16 protein-coding genes are annotated in these 23,018 nt (G+C 70.1%); 4 read left to right on the top strand and 12 right to left on the bottom strand.

Annotated elements, in window-relative coordinates:
• Positions 1-33 precede the first annotated feature (33 nt).
• The 3 genes from HNR02_RS01645 to serA form a co-directional block, all read right to left on the bottom strand.
• Positions 34-1,077, bottom strand: coding sequence for a 3-isopropylmalate dehydrogenase (locus HNR02_RS01645; protein WP_179771462.1), 1,044 nt, complete (start codon positions 1,075-1,077; stop codon positions 34-36).
• 166 nt (positions 1,078-1,243) lie between these two features.
• Positions 1,244-4,555: a S8 family peptidase gene (locus tag HNR02_RS01650; RefSeq protein ID WP_179771463.1), complete on the bottom strand. Its 3,312-nt coding sequence runs from the start codon at positions 4,553-4,555 to the stop codon at positions 1,244-1,246.
• A 108-nt stretch (positions 4,556-4,663) separates the two neighbouring features.
• Positions 4,664-6,262: a phosphoglycerate dehydrogenase gene (gene serA / locus HNR02_RS01655; protein WP_179771464.1), complete on the bottom strand. Its 1,599-nt coding sequence runs from the start codon at positions 6,260-6,262 to the stop codon at positions 4,664-4,666.
• Positions 6,263-6,397: 135 nt separating this feature from the next.
• Between serA and HNR02_RS01660 the strand changes: the two genes are divergently transcribed.
• Positions 6,398-7,225 (top strand): nuclear transport factor 2 family protein, encoded by an 828-nt coding sequence (locus HNR02_RS01660; RefSeq protein ID WP_179771465.1) that lies wholly within the window; start codon positions 6,398-6,400, stop codon positions 7,223-7,225.
• Here the strand turns inward: HNR02_RS01660 and HNR02_RS01665 are convergent.
• From HNR02_RS01665 to HNR02_RS01685, 5 genes are all read right to left on the bottom strand, one after another.
• Positions 7,210-9,603 carry an ATP-binding cassette domain-containing protein gene (locus HNR02_RS01665; protein WP_179771466.1) on the bottom strand — a complete coding sequence of 798 codons (2,394 nt, stop codon included), beginning with the start codon at positions 9,601-9,603 and terminating at the stop codon, positions 7,210-7,212. The genes HNR02_RS01660 and HNR02_RS01665 overlap by 16 nt on opposite strands.
• A gap of 294 nt (positions 9,604-9,897) precedes the next feature.
• On the bottom strand, positions 9,898-10,131 hold the full coding sequence (locus HNR02_RS01670) for a DUF397 domain-containing protein (protein WP_179771467.1): 234 nt from the start codon (positions 10,129-10,131) through the stop codon (positions 9,898-9,900).
• An 80-nt stretch (positions 10,132-10,211) separates the two neighbouring features.
• Positions 10,212-11,225, bottom strand: coding sequence for a ketol-acid reductoisomerase (ilvC, locus tag HNR02_RS01675; protein ID WP_179771468.1), 1,014 nt, complete (start codon positions 11,223-11,225; stop codon positions 10,212-10,214).
• Positions 11,226-11,262: 37 nt separating this feature from the next.
• Entirely contained in the window at positions 11,263-11,769 is a 507-nt protein-coding gene (ilvN, locus tag HNR02_RS01680) for an acetolactate synthase small subunit (RefSeq protein WP_179771469.1), read from the bottom strand.
• Positions 11,766-13,628, bottom strand: a complete 1,863-nt coding sequence (locus HNR02_RS01685) for an acetolactate synthase large subunit (protein WP_179771470.1) — start codon at positions 13,626-13,628, stop codon at positions 11,766-11,768. The genes ilvN and HNR02_RS01685 overlap by 4 nt, the downstream gene beginning before the upstream one ends.
• A 298-nt stretch (positions 13,629-13,926) precedes the next feature.
• On the opposite strand from HNR02_RS01685, the gene HNR02_RS01690 reads away from it, so the two are divergent.
• Positions 13,927-14,385 carry a PH domain-containing protein gene (locus HNR02_RS01690; RefSeq protein WP_179771471.1) on the top strand — a complete coding sequence of 153 codons (459 nt, stop codon included), beginning with the start codon at positions 13,927-13,929 and terminating at the stop codon, positions 14,383-14,385.
• A gap of 1 nt (position 14,386) precedes the next feature.
• Here HNR02_RS01690 and HNR02_RS01695 read toward each other — a convergent pair whose 3' ends face one another.
• The 4 genes from HNR02_RS01695 to HNR02_RS01710 form a co-directional block, all read right to left on the bottom strand.
• Entirely contained in the window at positions 14,387-14,587 is a 201-nt protein-coding gene (locus tag HNR02_RS01695) for a hypothetical protein (protein ID WP_179771472.1), read from the bottom strand.
• A 12-nt stretch (positions 14,588-14,599) separates the two neighbouring features.
• The gene (locus HNR02_RS01700; protein WP_179771473.1) at positions 14,600-16,009 is read right to left on the bottom strand and encodes an amidase; all 1,410 of its coding nucleotides are present in this window, start codon (positions 16,007-16,009) and stop codon (positions 14,600-14,602) included.
• A complete protein-coding gene (locus HNR02_RS01705; RefSeq protein ID WP_179771474.1) occupies positions 16,006-16,755 on the bottom strand; it encodes a GntR family transcriptional regulator in 750 nt (249 codons plus the stop codon). Before HNR02_RS01705 ends, HNR02_RS01700 begins: the two co-directional genes overlap by 4 nt.
• A 68-nt stretch (positions 16,756-16,823) precedes the next feature.
• Entirely contained in the window at positions 16,824-18,470 is a 1,647-nt protein-coding gene (locus HNR02_RS01710; RefSeq protein ID WP_179771475.1) for a purine-cytosine permease family protein, read from the bottom strand.
• Between the two features lie 214 nt (positions 18,471-18,684).
• Between HNR02_RS01710 and ilvD the strand changes: the two genes are divergently transcribed.
• Both ilvD and HNR02_RS01720 read left to right on the top strand, forming a co-directional pair.
• The gene (gene ilvD, locus HNR02_RS01715; protein WP_179771476.1) at positions 18,685-20,529 is read left to right on the top strand and encodes a dihydroxy-acid dehydratase; all 1,845 of its coding nucleotides are present in this window, start codon (positions 18,685-18,687) and stop codon (positions 20,527-20,529) included.
• A gap of 66 nt (positions 20,530-20,595) precedes the next feature.
• A complete protein-coding gene (locus HNR02_RS01720; RefSeq protein ID WP_179771477.1) occupies positions 20,596-22,857 on the top strand; it encodes a translocation/assembly module TamB domain-containing protein in 2,262 nt (753 codons plus the stop codon).
• Positions 22,858-23,018: the final 161 nt, after the last annotated feature.

Raw genomic sequence — 23,018 nt, forward strand, 5'->3', positions numbered from 1 at the left:
CCCGGACCGGGGATGGCCTTCACCACGGAAAACTCAGCCGACGGGCCGCGTGTTCGAGGAAACCAGCGCCGCCAGCCGGTCGCCGATTGCCGTCGTGGTGCCCGGGTTCGCCTGGTCACGGGTGGCCAGGTCGAAGGCGACGGACGCCTCGATCCGGCGGGCCGCCTCGCGCTGGCCCAGGTGGTCCAGCAGCAGCGACACCGACAGCACGGCGGCGGTCGGGTCGGCGATGCCCTGTCCGGCGATGTCCGGCGCGCTGCCGTGCACCGGCTCGAACATGCTCGGGTTGCGGCGCGTGATGTCCAGGTTGCCGCTGGCCGCGAGCCCGATGCCGCCGGTGACCGCGGCCACCAGGTCGGTGATGATGTCGCCGAACAGGTTGTCGGTGACGATCACGTCGAAGCGCGCCGGGTCGGTGACCAGGTGGATGGTCGCGGCGTCGACGTGCGAGTAGGCGACCGTGACGTCCGGGTGCTCCAGCGACACCTCTTCCACGATCCGCGACCACAACGAACCGGCGTGCAGCAGCACGTTGGTCTTGTGCACCAGCGTGAGGTGCTTGCGCGGCCGCTCCTCGGCCCGCTTGAACGCGTCGGACACCACGCGGCGGATGCCGAACGCGGTGTTGACGCTCACCTCGGTGGCGATCTCGTGCTCGGTGTCCTTGCGCAGCAGACCGCCGTTGCCCGCGTACGGGCCTTCGGTGCCCTCCCGCACGACCACCATGTCGATGTCGGCGTTCGTGTCGGCCAGGGGGCCGCGCACCCCCGGGTACAGCTTGCCGGGGCGCAGGTTGACGTGGTGGTCCAGCTCGAACCGCAGGCGCAGCAGCAGACCGCGTTCGAGGATGCCGCTGGGCACGGTCGGGTCGCCGACCGCGCCCAGCAGGATCGCGTCGTGCTGCCGGAGCTCACCCAGTACCGATTCGGGCAGCAGCTCACCGGTGGCGTGCCAGCGGGCCGCGCCGAGGTCGTAGTTCGTGTACTCCACCGTCGGGGCGACCTCGCCGAGTACCTTCAGGGCCTCGGTGATCACTTCGGGTCCGATCCCATCACCTGGGATCACCGCGAGCCGCATCAGACACCTCCGTCGATCAGGGCCACGGGGCTCGTTCGCGCCCGTTTGCCCACATACTCCAGCGACGGCAGGTTACCGGCTGTCGCCAAGGGACCGAAGCGGCACCACCCTTATGACGGAATCTCCCGCGAAGTGAGACACCCGGATGGCGGATTGAGCCCGGTTGTCAGCCCAGCCGACCCCCGTTCACGCGGATCACGCTCACCCGGTCGCCGCCTGCGTTGTGGTGCTCCAGCGCGAGCAGTCCGAGCACGGTGTCGGCCTGCGCGGAACCCGCGTTGCGGGTCACCTCCAGCGACGTACCGGGCTTCGCCGAGTACATCAGCGCGGCACCGTTGGCCCCGGAAACCGAGTAGCCCGGCGCGAGCGGGTCGAACGACATCGGCGTGCTGATCGAGTCCACCAGCCCGTCCTCGCTGCTCGGCGCCGTGTAGTACCCGGCGACGCCGACCGTGTAGCTGATCCGGTGCGAGGCCGCGGCCGGATCGATGCCCAGCGCGGAGATGCTGACCGGCAGCAACGCGACGTCGGTGTCGAACACGTTGGTGTCCACGTCGCCGAGCTGCCCGTTGAGCGCCTGCACGTCCACCGTCGGGAAGCCCTCGGTGTTCAGGTCGACGGTGTTGACCAGCCAGGCGTCCGTGCCCGACGGCTTGGTCACGTAGGACTCGAAGTCCGCGGCGCCGTCGCCGGTGGTGTCGATGTCCACGAAGGGGATCGTGTTGCTGCCCAGGTTCGCCCAGTTGCCCCACGTCGAGATCCCGAACGCGAGCAGCGCCTGGTCGGCGTGCCCCTCCTGCCTGGCCTGCGCGATGTTGGACGCCGCGCCGACGTACCGCAGGTCACCGCCCTTGGCGGTGTCGTTGATCGTGCAGCCGTCGGTCAGCTTGCCGCGGCATTCCGGCAGCTCCGGCGACTGGCCCTGCAGCTCCAGGACGCTGATCAGCGATTCGTAACGCTGGCTGGCGGTGCCCTGGTCGACGCCACGGCCGCTCAGCGTGAACCGCGCGGTGTCGGAGCGGAAGTCGAGCGAGCGCGGGGTGTCGATGTTCGAGACCGGCTTCGGCGCCGAATACACCGGCACCCGCAGGGCGGGGCTGAGACCGGCGAGCGGGGTCAGCACGACCCGGCCGGAGGCGTCGGCGACGAACTGCCGGGCCAGCCCGGCCTGCTCGGTCGCGACCGTCGGGTCGATGACCTTGCGCAACGCCGTCGGATCGGTGATCCGCAGCGTGACGCGGACGGCCGTGCTGCCGTGCGGCGCCACCGTCACCGACCGCTCCGACAGCTGGTACTGCACGCCGGGCAGGTTGGTGATGCCCCCGTAGGCGACGTTGTAGCGGACCCAGTTGTCACCCTTGTTGACCACCTGGATGGTTTTGGTGAGGGTGGTCGGCCGGTCGACCTCGACGGTGCCGAAGGTGACGCTCACGGCGCCACGATCGTCCCGCGAGTAGGCCAGCACCTGGTCGTCCAGCGCGGCCCGGGCGTCCAGGCGGCCCGCGCCGACCCGCTGCGGGGCGTAGGTCTTGCCGTCGGCGGTCACGTCGTGCCCGGCGGTGTTCATCACCAGCGCCTTGATCTCCTCGACGCTCCAGCCGGGGTGTGCCTGGCGCAGCAGCGCGGTGACGCCGGCGGTCAGCGGCGTGGCCATCGACGTGCCGGACAGGGAGATGCGACCGTTGCCGCTGCCGCGCAGCGCCGAAGTGATGGTGTCACCGGGGGCGGCCACGTCCGGCTTGACCGACGGGCCGCGCACCCCGCGCGAGGTGAACGAGCTGGGGGTGTCGGTGATCGCCGGGTCGCTGGTCGGCAGACTCGCGCGGCCCTCGCCGTAGAGGCGGACCGTGAGCCCGCCCGTGTCCAGGGCCGGGCGGATCTGGTTCGTCGCCGAGGCGGTGAACTGGAACATCGGGATCGCCGAGTTGCCCGCGATCGCGGCACCGAAGTGCTCCACGCCCGAGGACAGCAGGACACCCGTGGCGCCGGCGGCCTGCGCGTTGTTGGCACGCACCGCCGAACCGCATTCGCGGGTGGCGTCGTCGTCGTCCCACTCCAGCCACGCGAACTTACCCGCGACCGCGGCCGTGTCGGCCTCGGAATAGGGTGCGCAGCCGTCGTCGTTGGCCGCCGACAGCTTCGCCACCGGCGCGGTCAGGTCGAGGGTGTCGTAGCCGGTGTAGTCCTGGCTGTACTGACCGCCCTTGATGCCAGCCACATCGGCCGGAGCGGTCACGTCCGCCGCGTCGCGCAGGACCGAAGCGTCCCGGGTGGACGCCACGGTCAGCGCCTCCGGCGTGTTGCCCGGCGAGCCGCCGACGTCGTAGAGGTCGCCGCCGTTGCCCTCGGCGATGACGGACAGGACGTCGTTGGCGGCGAGCTTGCGCACGAACAGCGAGTCCGGGTCGTCCGGCGCGCCGAAGTCGCTGCCCAGCGACAGGTTGACGATGTCGAGGTGGTCGTCGAAGTCACCGTCGCCGTTGGGATCCAGCGCCCAGTCCAGCGCCTGCGAGGTGACGTCCGTCGAACCCGCGCAGCCGAACACCTTGATCGCGTACAGCGACGCCTTGGGCGCCATGCCCGGGCCGATCTGCATCGTGTTCAGGGTGTCGGCGGTCAGCTTGGAGTAGTCGCCGGTGAAGGTGGAGCCGTCGGCGTTGACGCCGTAGCCACCCACCGTTCCGGCGACGTGGGTGCCGTGCTCGCCGCACGCGATCGGGTTCGGGTCCGGTTTGGGGGTGTCCGCGCCGTCGGTGCCCGCGTCGTAGTCGTCGCCGACGAGGTCGGTGCCGCCGACCACCTTGGCGTTGGGGAACAGCGGCGTCTCCGCGGCCCGGTCGACCGACTCGTAGGCCTCCTTCGTGCCCGGTCCCCCGAAGTCGGCGTGCGTGTAGTCGATGCCGTCGTCGATCACGCCGACCTTGACGCCGTCGCCGAGCCGTCCGGTCTGCTGCCACGCGGTGAGGGTGTCGGTCAGCTGCGCCGCGCTGGAGTTGGTGCGCGTTTTGGGCACCACCGTGCGGATCGACGCGACATCGGCCCGCGCGGCCAGTTCACGGATCTTCGCGGCGTCGGCGGTGACGACCACGCCGGACACCGCGTTCGCGGTCGAGTACAGGACCTCGGTGCCCGCGTCGAGCGACCGCAGCTGACCCAGCACGGAGTTCACCACACCGGCCACACCGGCGCGGGCGTCGTTGGCCGCCTGCTTCGCGCGGTCCTTGCCCGCTCCGCGCTGCGCGTTGAACGCGTCCACCGCGGGCTGCTGGGTGAGCTCGACGAAGGCGGTGGTCCGGCCCGAAGCCGAGGCCAGCCGCGGCGACAGCTTGCCCTGCAAGCCGTCCGCCGAGACCTTGGCCACCGGCACGCCGGGAGCGAGCGGCTCGTCCTGAGCCGCCGCGCTTCCCGACGCGAAACCGGTCGCGGCCAAGGCCGCGGTGAACACGGCCGCGAGCGACCGCCGGGTCCCGATTCTCATGGTGTTCGCATCCTCACTCGGATCATGACGAGGCTGCGAACTTAGCCGGTGCCCGTGCGATGCGCCTAGAGCGGATCGGAGTAATCCGACTTTGGAAGGGGTTTCGTGTTATCCGAACGTGACGGCGCGAATGGTGCGGGCACCCACGGTCGCCGCGATCGGCTCCAGCAGGTGGGAGTCCACCTCGCGGTCGACGCGCAGCAGCATGACCGCGTCCGAGCGGTCCGTGGTCTGGCTGATCTGCGCCGCCTCGATGTTCACCGATGCCTCCCCCAGCAGGGTGCCCACGCGGCCCATGATGCCCGGGCGGTCCGGGTACTCCAGGAGCAGCAGGTGGCCCTCGGCGCGCAGGTCGAAGTGGCGGCCGTTGACCTCGACCAGCTTCTGCACCTGGTTGTTGCCGGTGACCGAACCCGACACCGACAGCACGCTGCCGTCCTCCTGCACCGCGCGCACGGTGACCAGGCTGCGCCAGTTCGGGCTCTCCGGCTCGGTGACGATCTCGGTGCGCACGCCGAACTCCTCGGCCAGCCGCGGCGCGTTGACGAACGTGACCTGATCCTCGACCACACCGGAGAACACCCCCCGCAACGCGGCCAGCGACAGCACGCTGACGTCCTCCGAGGACAGTTCGCCGCGCACCTCGACCTTGACGGCCGAGGGCGCCTTCTGGCTCAGCGCGGCCAGGACGGTGCCCAGCTTCTGGGTCAGCGGCAGGTACGGGCGGACCTCCTCGCCCACCACGCCACCACTGGCCACGTTGACCGCGTCCGGCACGAAGTCGCCGCGCAACGCCAGCAGCACCGAACGCGCGACATCGGTGCCCGCGCGGTCCTGCGCCTCGGCGGTCGAGGCCCCCAGGTGCGGGGTGACGACCACGTTGGGCAGACCGAACAGCGGGCTCTCGGTGGTCGGCTCGGTGACGAACACGTCGATGCCGGCGCCGCCGACGTGACCGTTGCGGATCGACTCGGCCAGTGCTTCCTCGTTGATCAGGCCACCGCGCGCGGCGTTGACGATGATCACGCCCGGCTTGGTCTTCTTGAGCGCCTCGGCGTCGATCAGCCCCTTGGTCTCGGGAGTCTTCGGCAGGTGGATCGAGATCATGTCGGCGCGGGCGAGCAGCTCGTCGAGGCTGAGCATCTCGACGCCCAGCTGCGCGGCGCGGGCGGCGGGCACGTAGGGGTCGTAGGCGACGATCTTGGTGTCGAAGGCGGCGAGGCGCTGTGCGAACAGCTGCCCGATCTTGCCGAAGCCGACGACGCCGACGGTCTTGCCGTTGAGCTCGACACCGGTGTACTGGCTGCGCTTCCAGGCGCCGCCCTGCAGGCTCTGGTTGGCGGCAGGCACGCGGCGGGCGACGGCGAGCAGCAGCGCGACGGCGTGCTCGGCGGCCGAGACGATGTTGGAGGTCGGTGCGTTCACCACGAGCACACCGCGCTCGGTCGCGGCCGGGACCTCGACGTTGTCCAGGCCGACCCCGGCGCGGGCGACGACCTTGAGTCGGGTGGTGGCGGCCAGCACCTCGGCGTCCACCTTGGTGGCGGAGCGGACCAGCAGCGCGTCGGCGCTCTTCACCGCCTCCAGCAGCGCGGGGCGGTCGGTGCCGTCCACGTGCCGGACCTCGACCTCGTCACCGAACACGGAGATCGTGGAGGGGGCGAGCTTTTCGGCGATGAGGACGACCGGCTTGCTGGGGTTGGTCACGTTAAGGCTCCCGTGGACGCAGCTGTGCTCGAACGACGCCCGCGAGTCTAGTCGCGCTGCTCACCGGGGCTGTTAACGGGAGCGCAACCCGGCGAGACGACGTAAACGGAGTACAAACTCCGTATAGTTGGCTGCATGACCCGATCCCCCGCCGAAGTCGTCGGCTCCCTCATCGCCGGTATCACCGCGGGCCGTTGGACGGAACTGGCCGCCCTCTACGCGACGGACACCGTCGTCGAGCACCCCTTGCTCAAGACGCGCCTCACCGGGCGGCAAGCCCTCGAAGAGCACTTCGCGAGAGCCTCGGGCCGGAAACTCGAAGCATTCGACGTCGTGCTGCACGAGACGACCGACCCGGAGGTCGTCATCGCCGAGTACGGCTACCGGTTCCCCGGCTGCACGACGGCGAACGTGCAGGTCGTGCGGGTGCGTGACGGCCTGATCACGCACTCGCGCGACTACCACGACCACCTGCTGATGGCGGTCGCCCGTTCCGCGCCGGTCGAGGCGACGCCACCCGGGCCGGTGCCGGGCGGACCCCTGCCCGAGGTTCCGGACGGCTCACCCCAGTCGGTCCTGCTCCGGCTCCTGACCCTTCCGCTGGAATCCCGCGCGGACCTCTACGCCGAGGACGCGTACGTCACGCACCCCTTCCATCCCGGCGCGCCCGCGCTGCGCGGCCGGGACGAACTGCGCGAGCACTTCGCGGGCGGCCCCTCCGCGGTCCCGGCACCGCGGAACGTGGTGTTCCACCAGGGCATCGACCCGGAGATGATCGTCACCGAGTTCACCTACACCGGGGACGCGCTGGTGGCGCACAACATCTTCGTCAGCAGGGTCTCCGGTGGGCGCATCACCGAGTCCCGCGACTACGCCGACCACGTCGCGTTCGCGGCGGCGGCCGGGCGGCTGCCGGAACTCGTCGCCGCCGCCCGGTCCGCGCTCGGTCAGGCGCCCACGTAGTCCGCCAGGTGCTCGCCGGTCAGTGTGGAGCGTTTGGCGGCCAGCTGTGCGGGCGTGCCCTCGAAAACGATCTGTCCCCCGTCGTGACCGGCGCCGGGGCCGAGGTCGATGATCCAGTCCGCGTGCGCCATCACCGCCTGGTGGTGCTCGATCACGATCACCGACTTGCCGGAGTCGACGAGGCGGTCGAGCAGGCCGAGCAGCTGTTGCACGTCGGCGAGGTGCAGGCCGGTGGTCGGCTCGTCGAGGATGTAGACCCCGCCGCTGTTCGACATGTGCGTGGCCAGCTTGATGCGCTGCCGCTCACCGCCGGACAGCGTGGTGAGCGGCTGGCCGAGGGTCAGGTAGCCGAGCCCGACGTCGGACAGGTGGGTGAGGATCTTGGCCGCCGCGGGGGTCTTCGCCTCGCCGCCGGAGAAGAACTCGCCCGCCTCCGCGACCGACATGCCGAGCACCTCGCTGATGTTCCGGCCGCCGAACTCGTAGTCCAGCACCGCGGCCTGGAACCGCTTGCCCTCGCACACCTCGCACGACGCCGCGACCCCGGCCATCATGCCCAGGTCGGTGTAGATCACGCCGGCACCGTTGCAGTTGGGGCAGGCGCCCTCGGAGTTGGCGCTGAACAACGCCGGCTTCACGCCGTTGGCCTTGGCGAACGCCTTGCGGATCGGCTCCAGCAGTCCGGTGTAGGTGGCCGGGTTGCTGCGGCGGGAGCCGCGGATGCCGGTCTGGTCGACCGTGACGACGCCGTCCCGCCCGGCCACCGAACCGTGGATCAGCGAGCTCTTGCCCGAACCCGCCACCCCGGTGACGACGACGAGCACGCCCAACGGGATGTCGACGTCGACGTCGCGCAGGTTGTGGGTGGCCGCGCCGCGGATCTCCAGCTTGCCCGAGGGCTCGCGCACCGACTCCTTGAGCGAGGCGCGGTCGTCCAGGTGCCGCCCGGTGATCGTGTCGCTGGCCCGCAGCCCTTCGACGGTGCCCTCGAACATCACCTGACCACCACCGGAACCGGCGCGCGGGCCCAGGTCGACGACGTGGTCGGCGATCGCGATCGCCTCCGGCTTGTGCTCCACGACCAGCACCGTGTTGCCCTTGTCGCGCAGCTGCAGCAGCAGGCCGTTCATGCGCTGGATGTCGTGCGGGTGCAGGCCGATCGTCGGCTCGTCGAAGACGTAGGTGACGTCGGTCAGCGACGAGCCGAGGTGCCGGATCATCTTCGTCCGCTGTGCCTCGCCACCGGACAGGGTGCCCGAGCGGCGGTCGAGGCTGAGGTAGCCCAGGCCGATCCCGACGAACGAGTCGAGCGTGTGCCGCAGGGCCGTGAGCAGCGGCGCGACCGACGGCTCCCGCAGGCCGGACACCCATTCCGCGAGATCACTGATCTGCATGGCGCACGCGTCGGCGATGCTGATGCCTTCGATCTTCGACGACCGGGCTTCGGCGGACAGCCGGGTGCCGTCGCAGTCGGGGCAGGTCTGGAAGGTCACCACCCGCTCCACGAACGCGCGGATGTGCGGCTGCATCGCGTCGACGTCCTTGGACAGGAACGACTTCTGGATCTGCGGCACCAGACCGAGGTAGGTCAGGTTGACGCCCTCGACCTTGATCTTGGTCGCTTCCTTGTACAGCAGGTCGCCCAGCTGCTTCTTGGTGAACTTCTTGATCGGCTTGTCCGGATCGAAGAAGCCGCAGCCGCGGAAGATGCGGCCGTACCAGCCCTCCATGCTGTAGCCCGGGATCGTGACGGCGCCCTCGTTGAGCGACTTGTTCTCGTCGTAGATCTGGGTGAGGTCGATGTCGTTGACCTGGCCGCGGCCCTCGCAGCGGGGGCACATGCCGCCGATGATGTTGAAACTGCGCCGCTCCTTGACCTTCTGCCCGGCCTTCTCGATGGTGACCGCGCCCGCGCCGCTGATGGAGGCGACATTGAACGAGAACGCCTGGGGCGAGCCGATGTGCGGTGTGCCGAGCCTGCTGAACAGGATGCGCAGCATCGCGTTGGCGTCGGTGGCGGTGCCGACGGTGGAGCGGGGGTCGGCGCCCATCCGCTCCTGGTCGACGATGATCGCCGTGGTCAGACCGTCCAGCACGTCGACCTCGGGCCGGGCCAGCGTCGGCATGAACCCCTGCACGAAGGCGCTGTAGGTCTCGTTGATGAGCCGCTGCGACTCGGCCGCGATGGTGCCGAACACCAGTGAGCTCTTGCCCGAGCCGGACACCCCGGTGAAGACGGTCAGCCTGCGCTTGGGCAGCTCGACGCTGACGTCCTTGAGGTTGTTCACGCGGGCACCGTGCACGCGGATCAGGTCGTGGCTGTCGGCCACGTGCTGCCGCGCGGGCGTCTTCGTGTCCGTCCTCTTGGCCGGGCTCATCGCGTCTCCATCTGTTCGGGCGGTCCGTGAAACCCACGCTAACCACCGGCGGGTGGCAGCGCTTCTCGATTTCTGATCGCTTCGACCAGCCGAGATGTAACACGACACCCTCCGCGAGGAGGGGCGGGGAGGTCGTGAGGTGACCGACTACTGGGCGGCGGCGCGCCCAGCGGTCACCTCACCGTGCGGAGCGCGGCTTCAGGGATCAAAAGGGTCCTCGCCGGACGGGCTGGCTCCGGAATGACCAGGGGTTTTCGAGTCCGGCCCAGCTCGGGTGTTCTGGCGCGCCGCTTCCTACAGGCCCGCGAGGTCGTGGAACTCGCCGTCGCGGGCGCCTGCCACGAAAGCGTCCCATTCGGACGGTGTGAAGACCAGGATGGTGCCGTCCGGGTCGTCCGCCCTGCGCAGTGCGGTGTAGACGAGTTTGTCCACGTGCTCGATGTGCGCGAACTCCAGCTCACCGCCGGTCGGCTGCCACCGCGCCCCGCCGAGATCGAGTTCCCCGCGAACCCCAGCCTTCTCGTCCACGCGATCACGGTAACTCCGGACGCGAAAAGGGACCTCCCCGGGGCGCGTCCCCCGGGAAGGTCCCTCCGCGTCGAATGAGACTAGGCGGTCTCGGTGATCGGGCGGTCGACCCACGACATGAGGCCGCGGAGCTTCTTGCCGGTCTCCTCGATCGGGTGCTGGGCGCCCGCTTCCTGCAGCTTGCGGAAGTTCGAGCGGCCCTCCTCGTCCTCGCCGACCCACTCGCGGGCGAAGGTGCCGTCCTGGATCTCGCCCAGGATCTTGCGCATCTCCTCCTTCACCGCGGGCGTGACGACACGCGGGCCGCGGGTGAGGTCGCCGTACTCGGCGGTGTCGGAGATCGAGTAGCGCATCCGGTCGATGCCGCCCTCGTACATGAGGTCGACGATCAGCTTGAGCTCGTGCAGCACCTCGAAGTAGGCGATCTCCGGCGCGTAACCGGCTTCGGTCAGCACCTCGAAACCGGTCTGCACCAGCGCGGAGGTACCACCGCAGAGAACGGCCTGCTCACCGAACAGGTCGGTCTCGGTCTCCTCCTTGAAGGTGGTCTTGATGACACCGGCACGCGCGCCACCGATGGCGGCGGCGTAGGCCAGCGCGAGCGCCTGGGCGTTGCCCGACGGGTCCTGCTCGACCGCGATCAGGCAGGGCACACCCTTGCCGTCGACGAACTGGCGGCGCACCAGGTGGCCGGGGCCCTTGGGGGCGACCATCGCGACGTCCACATTGGCCGGCGCCTTGATCAGCTCGTAGCGGATGTTGAAGCCGTGACCGAAGAAGATCGCGTCGCCGTCCTTCAGGTTCGGCTCGATGTCCTCGGTGTAGATGTGGCGCTGCTTGGTGTCCGGCGCGAGGATCATGATCAGGTCGGCCTCGGCGGACGCCTCCGCCGGGGTGAGCACCCGCAGGCCCTCCTCCTCGGCCTTCGCGCGCGACTTCGACCCCTCCGGAAGACCGATGCGCACATCGACCCCGGAGTCGCGCAGGCTCAGCGCGTGCGCGTGGCCCTGGCTGCCGTAGCCGATCACCGCGACCTTGCGACCCTGGATGATGCTGAGATCGGCGTCGTCGTCGTAGAAGATTTCGACAGACATGAGGGGATTGAATTCCTTTCGGTTCTCAAAAAAACTTCTAGCGGGGCGCGGAGGCGGTGATGGATCGGGGACCCCGGCCGACCGCGACCATGCCGGACTGCACGATCTCACGCACGCCATACGGTTCGAGCATGCGCAGAAGGGCACTGAGCTTGTCACCGGTGCCGGTGGCCTCGATCGTGAGCGCCTCGGGCGACACGTCGACCACCTTCGCACGGAACAGCTGGACGGTCTCGAGGACCTGGCTGCGCACGGTGGCGTCCGCCCGCACCTTGACCAGCAGCAGTTCGCGCTGCACGGCGACGGCGGGTTCGAGTTCCACGATCTTGATGACGTTGACCAGCTTGTTGAGCTGTTTGGTCACCTGTTCGAGCGGTAGCTCTTCGACGGCGACCACGATGGTCATGCGGGACACCTCGGGGTTTTCCGTGGGCCCGACGGCGAGGGACTCGATGTTGAAACCGCGGCGGGAGAACAGCCCGGCGACTCTGGCGAGCACCCCGGGGACATTCTCCACCAACACGGAGAGCGTATGCGTGGTCACTGGCTAACCTCGTCGTCCTCGAACAGCGGGCGGATGCCGCGCGCGGCCATGATCTCGTCGTTGCCGGTGCCCGCGGCCACCATGGGCCAGACCTGGGCGTCCTTGCCGACCACGAAGTCGATCACCACCGGGCGGTCGTTGATCTCCATGGCGCGGCGGATGACCTCGTCGACCTCGTCCTTGGTCTCACACCTCAAGCCGGCGCAGCCCAGCGCCTCGGCCAGCAGGGTGAAGTCCGGGATCCGGTGCTTGTGGGTGCCGAGGTCGGTGTTGGAGTACCGCTCGGCGTAGAACAGGTTCTGCCACTGGCGGACCATGCCGAGGTTGCCGTTGTTGATGACGGCGACCTTGATCGGGGCGCCCTCGATGGCGCAGGTCGCGAGCTCCTGGTTGGTCATCTGGAAGCAGCCGTCGCCGTCGATGGCCCACACCTGCTTGTCCGGCACGCCGAACTTGGCGCCCATCGCGGCGGGCACGGCGTAGCCCATCGTGCCGAGGCCACCGGAGTTGAGCCAGGTGCGGGGGTTCTCGTACTTGATGAACTGCGCGGCCCACATCTGGTGCTGGCCGACACCCGCGGCGTAGACGGCGTCCGGGCCGACGAGCTGGCCGATGCGCTCGATCACGTACTGCGGCGAGAGGGTGCCGTCGGCGGGCCACTCGTAGCCTGCCGGGAACGTGTCGCGCCACGAGCGGACCTGCGTCCACCACGGGGCCAGGTCGGGCTCACCGGTGCGCTCGGACTCGGACTTCACCGCGTCGATCAGCTCGGTGATGATCTCCGCGCAGTCCCCCACGATCGGCACGTCGGCCTTGCGGTTCTTGGAGATCTCCGCCGGGTCGATGTCGGCGTGCACGACCTTGGCCTCCGGCGCGAACGACGACAGCTGACCGGTCACGCGGTCGTCGAACCGGGCGCCCAGCGCGATCAGCAGGTCGGCGCGCTGCATCGCCGCGACCGCGGCGACCGAACCGTGCATCCCGGGCATGCCCAGGTGCTGCGGGTGCGAGTCCGGGAAGGCACCGCGGGCCATCAGGGTGGTGACCACGGGGATGCCGGTCAGCTCGGCCAGTTCCAGCAGCTGCGCGTGGGCCTGGGACTTGATCACGCCGCCGCCGACGTAGAGCACCGGGCGGCGGGCCTGCGCGATGAGCTTCGCGGCTTCGCGGACCTGCTTGCCGTGCGGGCGCAGCGTGGGCCGGTAGCCGGGCAGGTGCATCTCCGGCGGCCAGGAGAAGGAGGTCTGCTCCTGTAGAACGTCCTTGGGGATGTCGACGAGCACCGGGCCGGGACGGCCGGTGCAGGCCAGGTGGAACGCCTCGGCGATCGTGCGCGGGATGTCGGCCGGATCGGTGACCAGGAAGTTGTGCTTGGTGACCGGCATGGTGATGCCGCAGATGTCGGCTTCCTGGAACGCGTCCGTGCCGATCAGCGCCCTGGTCTGCTGGCCGGTGATCGCGACGACCGGGACGGAGTCCATGTTCGCGTCGGCCAGCGGCGTGACCAGGTTGGTCGCGCCGGGGCCGGAGGTCGCCATGCAGACCCCGACCTTGCCGGTCGCCTGCGCGTACCCGGTCGCGGCGTGCCCGGCGCCCTGCTCGTGGCGGACGAGCACGTGGCGCACCTTCGTCGAGTCCAGAAGCGGGTCGTACGCGGGCAGGATGGTGCCACCCGGGATGCCGAAGACCACCTCGACGCCCATCGATTCGAGCGACCGCACCAGCGACTGCGCACCGGTCACGCGCACCGGGGTGCCGGCGGGCGGGGTGGGCTTGGGACGGCTCCCGAGCTGGGCGGGCGACGCGGCGGCCGGAGTTGCTCCGGGTTTCGTTTCCGATCGCGACGTGGCGCTTGTCATCAGTTCTGCCTCGTGGGTCTCGTCGGGCTTCTCGTGGGGTGGACTGGGTTCGGGCTGCACGGGCAACAAAAAACCCCCGCCGACCAATCAAGGTCGCACGAGGGTCGCGCGTCGACGCAGGTGGGTTCGATGGATCCCTACGCGTCGACGCGCGGGGGAAGTACGAGGCCAATCTGCGGGTTCACGGCGCTGACGTTAACGGGTCGTGACGAAGGGTGTCAACTCTGCGGGATGGTGATCCCGGATACTGGGCACACCCGGCCGAGTCGTCCCATCCGGCGGAAGGCACCATGGAGGCGTGGCCGAATCCCCGCAGGAGGGCCGGAAGGCGATCTTCCGGGTCCCGCTGATCACCCTGCTCGCCGTCGTGTTCCTGGCGGTGTGCATGATCCCCGCAGCCTTCGCCGACGTGCCCGGCCTGTGGGTCATGTACGTCATCCCGATCGGGTTGTTCGTGTACGTGGTGCGCACCCGCACGGTCGCCTCGACGCGGGGCCTGAGCGTGCGCACGGTGTTCGGTCACCGCGAGATGCCCTGGTCTTCGCTCAAGGGTCTGTCGATCAGCGGCAAGGCCAAGGTGCGGGCCGTGCTGGAGGACGGCAGCGAGGTTCCGCTGCCGTCCGTCCGCACCCGTCACCTGCCGGTGATCTCCCTGGTCAGCGACGGCCGCATGAAGGACCCGAGCGGCCTGACCGACGACCTGGACGCCGAGACCGAGCCCGCCGCCGAGGAGAAGGCCGAGAACGGCAAGGGCTGAGTCAGCGCGCCCAGTCCTCGATCCGCGCCCCGGCCCGGAACCGCAACGCCGGATCCGTGTAGCGCGCCTCCGGTACCGCGTAGAGCGCGTCCATCGCCAACCGCTGTCCCGCGTACGCCGGCGCGTAGGCGGCCAGTTCCTCCTCGCTCGCCACCAGCCCGGCGGCGTCGAGCAGTCCGCGCGTCATCGTCAGGTCGTCCATGTCCGTCTCCTTTCAGGCCGCGGTCACGTCGGCCGTCCGCGGCACGCGCAGGTGCCAGTCGGTGCTCTGCTGGAACGCGTCGCCCGCCCGCAGGATCGCGGCCTCGCCGAACGCGGGCCCGGCGAGCTGCAGTGACAACGGCATCCCGTCGGCGGTGAAGCCCATCGGCACGGCGAGCACGGGGTTGCCGACGCTGTCCCAGTACGGCGTGAAGATCAGCGAGAACAGCTCGCTCACGTCGACGCCGCCGGTGGGTGTGGTCAGGCTGGCGAAGGCCGGGGCGCCGACCGCCGCGGTGGGCGCGGCGATCACGTCCACGGTCTCGAACAACCGTGCCACCGCGTCCTGCGCGACCCGCCGCACCCGCTGGGCCTGCACGTAGTCGGCGCCGGACACCATCGCGCCGGTCACCACCATCGCGCGCGTCGCGGCGTAGTAGTCGCCCCAGCGGCCGGCGAGGTCATTGCGGTGGTAGGCCAGAGCCTCGCAGCCCATGGTCACCATGTCCGCGGTGATCATCTCCGCCCGGTACGGCAGCGTGACCTCGGTGACCGTCGCGCCCTGCTCGGCGAGCACCGCGACCGCCGCGTCGAACGTGCTTTCCAGCGCCGGGTCCGCGTGGTCCGGGAAGTGCCCTTCGCGGACCACGCCGATCCGCAGCCCGGTCAGATCGCCGTCGAACCCCGGCGCGGTGAACGGCGCGTCCACGCAGTCGGGGTCGCTGGCGTCCAGTCCGGCCAGCACCTCCAGCACCGCGGCGCAGTCCTTGGCGGAGCGGGCCAGTGGCCCGATGTGGTCGAGGCTGTACCCGAGCGGCACGCATCCGGACTTCGGGACCCGGCCGAACGTCGGCATCAGGCCGCTGACCCCGCAGAACGCCGCCGGGATGCGGATGCTGCCCGCGGTGTCGGTGCCGAGACCGGCGAGGAACATCCCGGCCGCGACGCCGCTGCCGGTGCCGGAACTGGAGCCGCCGGGCCAGGTGTCGGGGTTCCACGGGTTGCGCGGGACCGGGAACGGCTTGGTGTCGTCGGGCATACCGCACGCGAACTCCATCGTGGACGTCTTGCCCGTGATCACCGCGCCCGCGGCCTTGAGGCGGGCGACCACCGGGGCGTCCCTGCCCGCCCCCCAGGCCGGATCGAGGACCAGGCTCTGCGCGGTCGTCGGGCCCTCGGCCATCGCGATGATGTCCTTGACGCCGAACGGGATCCCGTGCAGTGGGCCGCGGTCCTCGCCGCGGGCCAGTTCGGCGTCGGCCTCCGCGGCGCGTTCGAGGGCGTAGGCGTCGAGGCGGTGCAGGTAGGTGCCGACCTCGCCGTCGAGCCGGTCGGCGGCGGCGATCGCGGCTTCGGTCAGTGCGACGGACGTGGTGGTGCCGTCGCGCAGGGCGGCGGCCGCGTCGGTGAGGGTGTGGGTCATGCTTCGCTCCCGGGGAGTCGGAGGCCGCGCGAGACGAACCGGAACCGGTCCGCGCGGGTGTGGATGAAGGCCAGGTCGAACAACCGGCCCGCGGGGTCGGCGATGGTCTGCTCGGTGACCAGGACGGGCGCGCCGACCGGGATCCGGAGGATGTCGCCGATCAGCGGGTCGGCGGGCTCGGCGCCGATGACGAACTCGGACTGTCCGAACTCGACACCGGCGTCGGCCATGAGCGCGTACCAGTCGGTCACGAACGGGCAGTCCCGCAGCCGCCCGGCCTCGGGGAAGAGCGCGTAGTTGGTGGCGAGCCAGATCGGCTCCTCTTCGTAGAGCGCGACGTACTCCAGGCGCAGGCACGGGGTTCCGGCCGGCACGCCGAGCCGGTCGGCGACCGCGGCGGGCGCCGGGATCTCGGAGCGGTCCAGCATCCACGGCCGCGTGCGGCGGTTGAGCAGGCTGCGCTCGTCCGGGCTGGTCGCGCCGTGCGCCGCGATGAGCCGTTCGTCGACCGGCCGGACGACGGCGTGCGTGCCGATGCCCTGGGTCCGCTCGATGAGCCCCTCGGCCCGCAACAGGGACAGCGCCTCGCGAACCGTGCCGCGGGACGCGCCGTGGGCGGCCATCAGCTCGGCCTCGGCGGGCAGGTGCCCGTCGGGGTACCGGCCGCCCTGCACCGCCGCGCGGATCATGTCCCGCAGCCGCCGGACGTCGTGAACCCGCGCCGCACCACGTGAAGCGGACCTCATTCCGGGGGACGCTAAGGAGCGTCGTTTGCCGATGGGTCTCCACGGCATCACCGCCGTGTTACCGCTGCTCATGCGACCTCCAGTTCCTTCGCGGGGGCGAACTTCGGCATGCCGAGCGGCACGGAACCCCTCGGTGGGCGCCACGCGCTGGGTTTGCAGACGTCGTGGCAGGCGCCTTCGGTGGAGCAGCACAGGGAGCAGATCGTGCCGCCGTGGAAGGGGCACGTCGCCATGTCTTCGACGTCGTAGCTGCCCTCGCACACCGAGCACGGCAGCTCCGTGGCGCCTGCGGGCAGCACCGACTCGCGGGCGATGTACCAGCGTCCGCGTGTCGCGGCTGCGACGACCGGGGGCAGCACCAGCGCCAGGCCGAGCGCGATGAACGGCGACAGCGCGGCCGCCCCGGCCCCGAACGCGCCGTAGTAGGCGGCCATCGACACGGCACCGGCCACGATCATCGACCCGAACCCGACCGGGTTGACGTTGTAGAGGTGCGCGCGGTGGAACACCAGTTGCGGTGGCGCCAGCTTGAGCCAGCGCTTGTTGATCACCAGGTCGGCCACCATCGCCGCGATCCACGCGACACCGACGTTGGAGTACCAGGCGAGCACCTCGACGATGTGGCTGAAGATGTCGATCTCCATCAGCACCAGCGACAGCCCGACCTGCAGGAACACCCATGCCGCGCGACCGGGGTGGCGGTGCAGCAGCCGGGAGAAGAAGTTCGACCAGGACAGCGACCCCGAGTAGGTGTTCATGATGTTGATCTTGATCTGGGACAGCAGCACCAGGACGCCCGCGAGGATCAGCGCCACCGTGTGGTTGCCGGTCAACCGTTCGTAGACCGTGGTGAACAGGTCGACCGGGACGCCCACGTGCTCGGCCCCGACCTTCGTCGAGGCGTACCCGACCAGCAGCGTCGAGGCGAAGAAGATCCCGACGGCGAACAACGCGAAACCGGGCCCGCCCATGATCACCGCCAGCCGCCAGCGCCCCCGCTTCCCCGGCGACGGATCGGGCATCAGCCGCAGGTAGTCGCCCTGCTCACCGACCTGCGTGGCCAGCGACAACTGCGCCGCGGCGATCGTGAACACCGCGAGCACGGTCATCCCGGCCAGCCCGGCGGGCGAGACGGTCGACGGGTGCACCATGTTGTGCCCCGCGTCCGGAGCCGTCGCGGCGGTGCCGAGCGCGAGCCCGATCAACGCGATCCAGATCGGCCAGGTCCACGCCTGGAACCTGGCGCTGAACGTCATCCCGTACAGGGTCAGCGGGATCATCACCGCCGACACCACGACGTAGGAGAGGTGGATGTCCAGTCCGGACAGCGCGGTCACCGCCTGCGCCATGATCGCGCCCTCGTAGGCGAGGAAGATCAGCGTGTACGTGGCGTAGACCAGCGAGGTCAGCGTGGATCCCAGGTACCCGAAGCCGGAGCCGCGGGTGAGCAGGTCGATGTCGACGTGCCTGCGGGCGATCGCGAAGGCGATCACCAGGGTCAGCGGCAGCGTCACCGCGGCCGCGACCAGGAAACCGGTCAGCGCGTTCGCGAAACCGAACGCGTCCACGAAGGCGGCGTCGAGCGCGTAGCCCGCCATCGCGGAGATGCCGACCAGGCAGGACAGGAAGACCATCCACGGCGACCACTTCCGGAACGCGGCCGGGGTGTAGCGCAGCGAGTAGTCTTCCATTTCCGGGTTGTCAGCGAGGCCCATGTGCGATCCCTTCGCTCGTGTCGGGCGAAAGCTAGGAATCGCGTATTGCGTCGGCGTATCCGGTTCCATTGCGCCCGGTTACGCCGGATCCCATTCCGTGGACACCGGCCCTGACCTGCGGTTTCCTATTCGGGACGGAGGGCTGCGCCGATTGTCGTGTGTGATGGGCCGCCGGATGACCGCGCGGAGATCGAGCGGGCGTAATCTGGCTGGCATGCCTGCTCTGCGTTCCCGCACAACCACCCATGGCCGCAACGCCGCGGGTGCCCGGTCCCTCTGGCGGGCCACCGGGCTGACCGACGGTGACTTCGGCAAGCCGATCGTCGCGATCGCCAACTCCTACACCCAGTTCGTGCCGGGGCACGTACACCTCAAGGACCTCGGCGACATCGTGGCCGAGGGGATCCGCGAGGCCGGTGGCGTGGCGCGTGAGTTCCACACGATCGCGGTGGACGACGGCATCGCGATGGGGCACAGCGGCATGCTCTACTCGCTGCCCTCGCGCGAGATCATCGCCGACTCGGTCGAGTACATGGTGAACGCGCACCAGGCCGACGCGCTCGTGTGCATCTCCAACTGCGACAAGATCACGCCGGGCATGCTCAACGCCGCGATGCGGCTCAACATCCCGGTCGTGTTCGTCTCCGGCGGCCCGATGGAGGCCGGCAAGGCGGTCGTCGTGGACGGGGTCGCGCACGCCCCGACCGACCTGATCACCAGCATCTCCGCCTCCGCCAACCCGGCGGTGGACGAGGACGGTCTGTCCATCGTGGAGCGCTCCGCGTGCCCGACCTGCGGGTCGTGCTCGGGGATGTTCACCGCGAACTCCATGAACTGCCTGACCGAGGCGCTGGGCCTGTCGCTGCCGGGCAACGGCTCGACACTGGCCACGCACGCCGCGCGCCGCAAGCTGTTCGAAGACGCCGGCCGCACCGTCATGGAGCTGTGCAAGCGCTGGTACGGCGAGGACGACGACAGCGTGCTGCCCCGCTCGATCGCCAACCGCCAGGCGTTCGAGAACGCGATGGCGCTGGACATGGCGATGGGCGGCTCCACCAACACGGTGCTGCACATCCTCGCCGCCGCGCAGGAGGGCGAGGTCGACTTCACGATCGACGACATCGACGCCATCGGCCGTCGCGTGCCGTGCCTGTCGAAGGTCGCGCCGAACTCCGACTACCACATGGAGGACGTGCACCGCGCGGGCGGAATCCCGGCGATCCTCGGTGAGCTGAACCGGGCGGGCCTGCTCAACACCGGCGTCACCTCGGTGCACTCGCCGACGCTGGAGCAGTGGCTGTCCACCTGGGACATCCGCGGCGGTTCGCCGTCGGACGAGGCGGTCGAGCTGTTCCACGCCGCGCCCGGCGGGGTCCGCACCACGGAGGCGTTCTCGACGTCGAACCGCTGGAGCTCGCTGGACACCGACGCCGCCGGTGGCTGCATCCACGACATCGAGCACGCCTACACCAAGGACGGCGGACTCGCGATCCTGCGCGGCAACCTGGCCGAGAACGGAGCCGTCATCAAGTCGGCGGGCATCGACGAGGAGCTCTGGCGGTTCCAGGGTCCGGCGCACGTGCTGGAGAGCCAGGAGGAGGCCGTGTCGGCCATCCTGGCCAAGAAGATCCAGCCCGGCGAGGTGCTCGTGATCCGCTACGAGGGTCCGGCGGGCGGGCCGGGCATGCAGGAGATGCTGCACCCGACGGCGTTCCTGAAGGGTTCGGGCCTGGGCAAGAAGTGCGCCCTGATCACCGACGGCCGCTTCTCCGGCGGCTCGTCGGGCATCTCGGTCGGTCACATTTCCCCCGAGGCCGCGTCCGGCGGCACGATCGGTCTGGTGCAGACGGGTGACCAGATCCTGATCGACGTGCACGAGCGCAAGCTCGAACTGCTGGTGGACGCCGACGTGCTGGCCGAGCGCCGCGCGAAGATGGACGCCTCCGAGCGCCCGTGGCAGCCCGCCGAGCGGCAGCGCCCGATCACGGCCGCACTGCGTGCCTACGCCCGGATGGCCACTTCGGCCGACACCGGTGCGGTGCGCGACCCGAACAAGTAGGAAACCCCCAGGCGAAGGGCCTCAGCCGATCCGGCTGAGGCCCTTTTGTCGTACCCGGGTGTCACAATGATCCGGATCGGCTTGGGGGAAGGGGTGCGGGTGCTCCGCGACGACGAACTCACCGGCCTCGAACGGGACCTCGTCCAGTTCGTGGACGACCGCGACCAGGTGATGATCGGCGGCAAGACCGGCGATCCCGCGGCGGACGACCCGTCGACGGGCGGCACGTGGGGTGCGGAACGGCAGGTCCGCGCGGAACTGCTCGCGGAGCTGCTCACCGGCACGCGCCCGGTGAAGCGGGCCTGGTCGATCCTGCTCAGCGGCGTCCGGATCACCGGGACGCTCGACCTCGCCGCCGCCACCATCACCCGCCAGCTGCACCTCGTCGAATGCCACGTCGACGAGCCGATCATGCTCAGTGACGCGCGGGCGCAGAGCGTGACGCTGGCGCTGTGCCACCTCAACGGTCTCGTCGCGCAGCGGGCCCGGTTCGACGGTTCGCTCAACCTCCGCCAGGTCCGCACCGACGGCGCCACGATCGACCTCCTCGGCGCGCGCATCGACGGGCAGCTGCTCCTCAGCGGAGCACGCCTGCGCAATCCGCGGGGCACGGTGCTGCGCGCGAACGGGGTCACGGCGACGCAGGGCATCTTCTGCAACACCGATGTCCTGGACGGCGACGAACCGCGCCAGTTCACCGCCGAAGGTGTCGTGGACGTGTCCACCGTGACCTGCGGGTGGGACCTCGACTTCTCCGGTTCCCGGCTGAGCGCACCCCGCGACTACGCGCTGATGGCGGAGAACGCGTCGCTCAAGGGGAACCTGCGGCTGAACAACGCCGAGTTCGACGGCGGGATCAGCCTGCTCGACACCAAGATCGACGGTTCGCTGCTCATCCCGGGTACGCGGATCACGTACTTCGGCTGGTGGGCCCTGTACGCGCCGCGGCTCGTGGTGGGGCAGGACGTCACCAGCCGCGGCGGCACTCTCGTGGTCAAGGGCGGCACGGATCTGACCGACGCCCGCGTCGACGGGACCATGGACCTCAACGGCGCGCGCCTGAACCGGCGTGACGGGCTGGCGCTGACCGCGCGGAACCTGCTCGTGGGCCGGTCCCTGTTCTGCGCCAACGGTTTCCACTCCACCGGCACCGTCGACCTGACCGGCACCAGGGTGGGCGGCTCGGTCGACGTCGGTGGCGCGCGGTTCACCAACCCGGGAGGGACCGCGCTCAACGCGAACCGGCTGACGGTGCCGGGTGAGCTGCACTGCGACAAGTCGTGGTTCCGCGGTCAGGTGCTGATGCGCAACACGCAGACGGCCACAGTGGACTTCAGCGGTGCGCGCCTGCTCAACCCCGGCGGCAGCGCGTTGTCGGCCGACACCCTGCGGGTCGAGCGCTGCCTGTTCGGCAAGGACAGGTTCACGGTGCGCGGCGAGGTGGTGCTGACCGGGTCCACCATCCAGGAGATCCAGCTCAGCGGCGCGCGGTTGAGCAATCCGGAGGGGACCGCGCTGATGGCGCGCGGGATGCGGGTCGACCACGATTTCAAGGCCGACGACGTCATCCTGCGTGGTGCGGTCAAGCTCCGGGACTCGCAGCTGGGTGTGCTCGACCTGACCGGCGCGGAGCTGGCCGGGTCGCCGGCGGCGCTGAGCCTCGACCGGGCGCGGATCGGCAGACTGACGTTGCGGCCGAAGCGCGCGCCGGACGGGTGGGTCGACCTGACCGGCGCGGGCGTCGATGTCCTCGACGACGAGCCACGCAGCTGGCCGCGGCGCCAGGTGCTGGACGGGTTCACCTACCGCGGGCTCGGCAACAACCGCGTCCCCGTCGCCGAGCGGCTGGGCTGGCTGGAGCGCGGCGACCCCGGTTTCACGCCGGGCACGTACGACCAGCTCGCCACGTGCTACCGCGAATCGGGACGGCTGGAGGACGCGCGCCGCGTCGCGTACGCCAAACAGCGGCGGCGACGGCGTGAGCTGCACTGGCCGGGCAAGGTGTGGAACGCGCTGTTGCAGGTCACGGTCGGCTACGGCTACCGGCCGTGGCTGGCTGGCGTGTGGCTCGGCGCGCTGCTCGCCGTCGGCGCGGTCGTGTTCGGGCTCGCCTACCCCGGCGGTTTCGTGGCGAAGGGCGCGGACGTGCCGCGGTTCAACGCCTTCGCCTACGCCCTGGACGTGGTGCTGCCGGTCGACCTCGGTCAGCAGACCGGCTGGTTCCCCCAGGGCGTGGCGGTGACGACGAGCTGGGTCCTGCTCGTCGGCGGCTGGATCCTCGCCGCGGCGCTCATCGCCGGCGTGACGAACGCCTTGAAGCGCGACTAGCGATCATTGGGCGGTTCACCCGACCGCGGCGGAGTTGACGGCATTGCACAGCGGCCGATGTCGATCGAAGGAAGTCAGTGGAGTCACTATTTGCTATCCACCGTAGGTGCCCACACAACACCGTGCACTTCTCCGACGGCAATCGCAGCGATCCAGTCGAA

Source organism: Amycolatopsis endophytica, assembly GCF_013410405.1.
In the GTDB taxonomy this organism is placed as follows: Bacteria; Actinomycetota; Actinomycetes; order Mycobacteriales; family Pseudonocardiaceae; genus Amycolatopsis_E; species Amycolatopsis_E endophytica.

Excerpts from the sequence above, each read along its gene's own strand:
- HNR02_RS01695 (WP_179771472.1), bottom strand. The coding sequence starts at position 14,587 with ATGGACGACCTGACGATGACGCGCGGACTGCTCGACGCCGCCGGGCTG.
- ilvC (WP_179771468.1), bottom strand. The coding sequence starts at position 11,225 with ATGTCTGTCGAAATCTTCTACGACGACGACGCCGATCTCAGCATCATC.
- HNR02_RS01650 (WP_179771463.1), bottom strand. The coding sequence starts at position 4,555 with ATGAGAATCGGGACCCGGCGGTCGCTCGCGGCCGTGTTCACCGCGGCC.
- HNR02_RS01645 (WP_179771462.1), bottom strand. The coding sequence starts at position 1,077 with ATGCGGCTCGCGGTGATCCCAGGTGATGGGATCGGACCCGAAGTGATC.
- ilvD (WP_179771476.1), top strand. The coding sequence starts at position 18,685 with ATGCCTGCTCTGCGTTCCCGCACAACCACCCATGGCCGCAACGCCGCG.
- HNR02_RS01665 (WP_179771466.1), bottom strand. The coding sequence starts at position 9,603 with ATGAGCCCGGCCAAGAGGACGGACACGAAGACGCCCGCGCGGCAGCAC.
- HNR02_RS01720 (WP_179771477.1), top strand. The coding sequence starts at position 20,596 with ATGATCCGGATCGGCTTGGGGGAAGGGGTGCGGGTGCTCCGCGACGAC.
- HNR02_RS01685 (WP_179771470.1), bottom strand. The coding sequence starts at position 13,628 with ATGACAAGCGCCACGTCGCGATCGGAAACGAAACCCGGAGCAACTCCG.
- HNR02_RS01710 (WP_179771475.1), bottom strand. The coding sequence starts at position 18,470 with ATGGGCCTCGCTGACAACCCGGAAATGGAAGACTACTCGCTGCGCTAC.
- HNR02_RS01700 (WP_179771473.1), bottom strand. The coding sequence starts at position 16,009 with ATGACCCACACCCTCACCGACGCGGCCGCCGCCCTGCGCGACGGCACC.
- HNR02_RS01660 (WP_179771465.1), top strand. The coding sequence starts at position 6,398 with ATGACCCGATCCCCCGCCGAAGTCGTCGGCTCCCTCATCGCCGGTATC.
- HNR02_RS01705 (WP_179771474.1), bottom strand. The coding sequence starts at position 16,755 with ATGAGGTCCGCTTCACGTGGTGCGGCGCGGGTTCACGACGTCCGGCGG.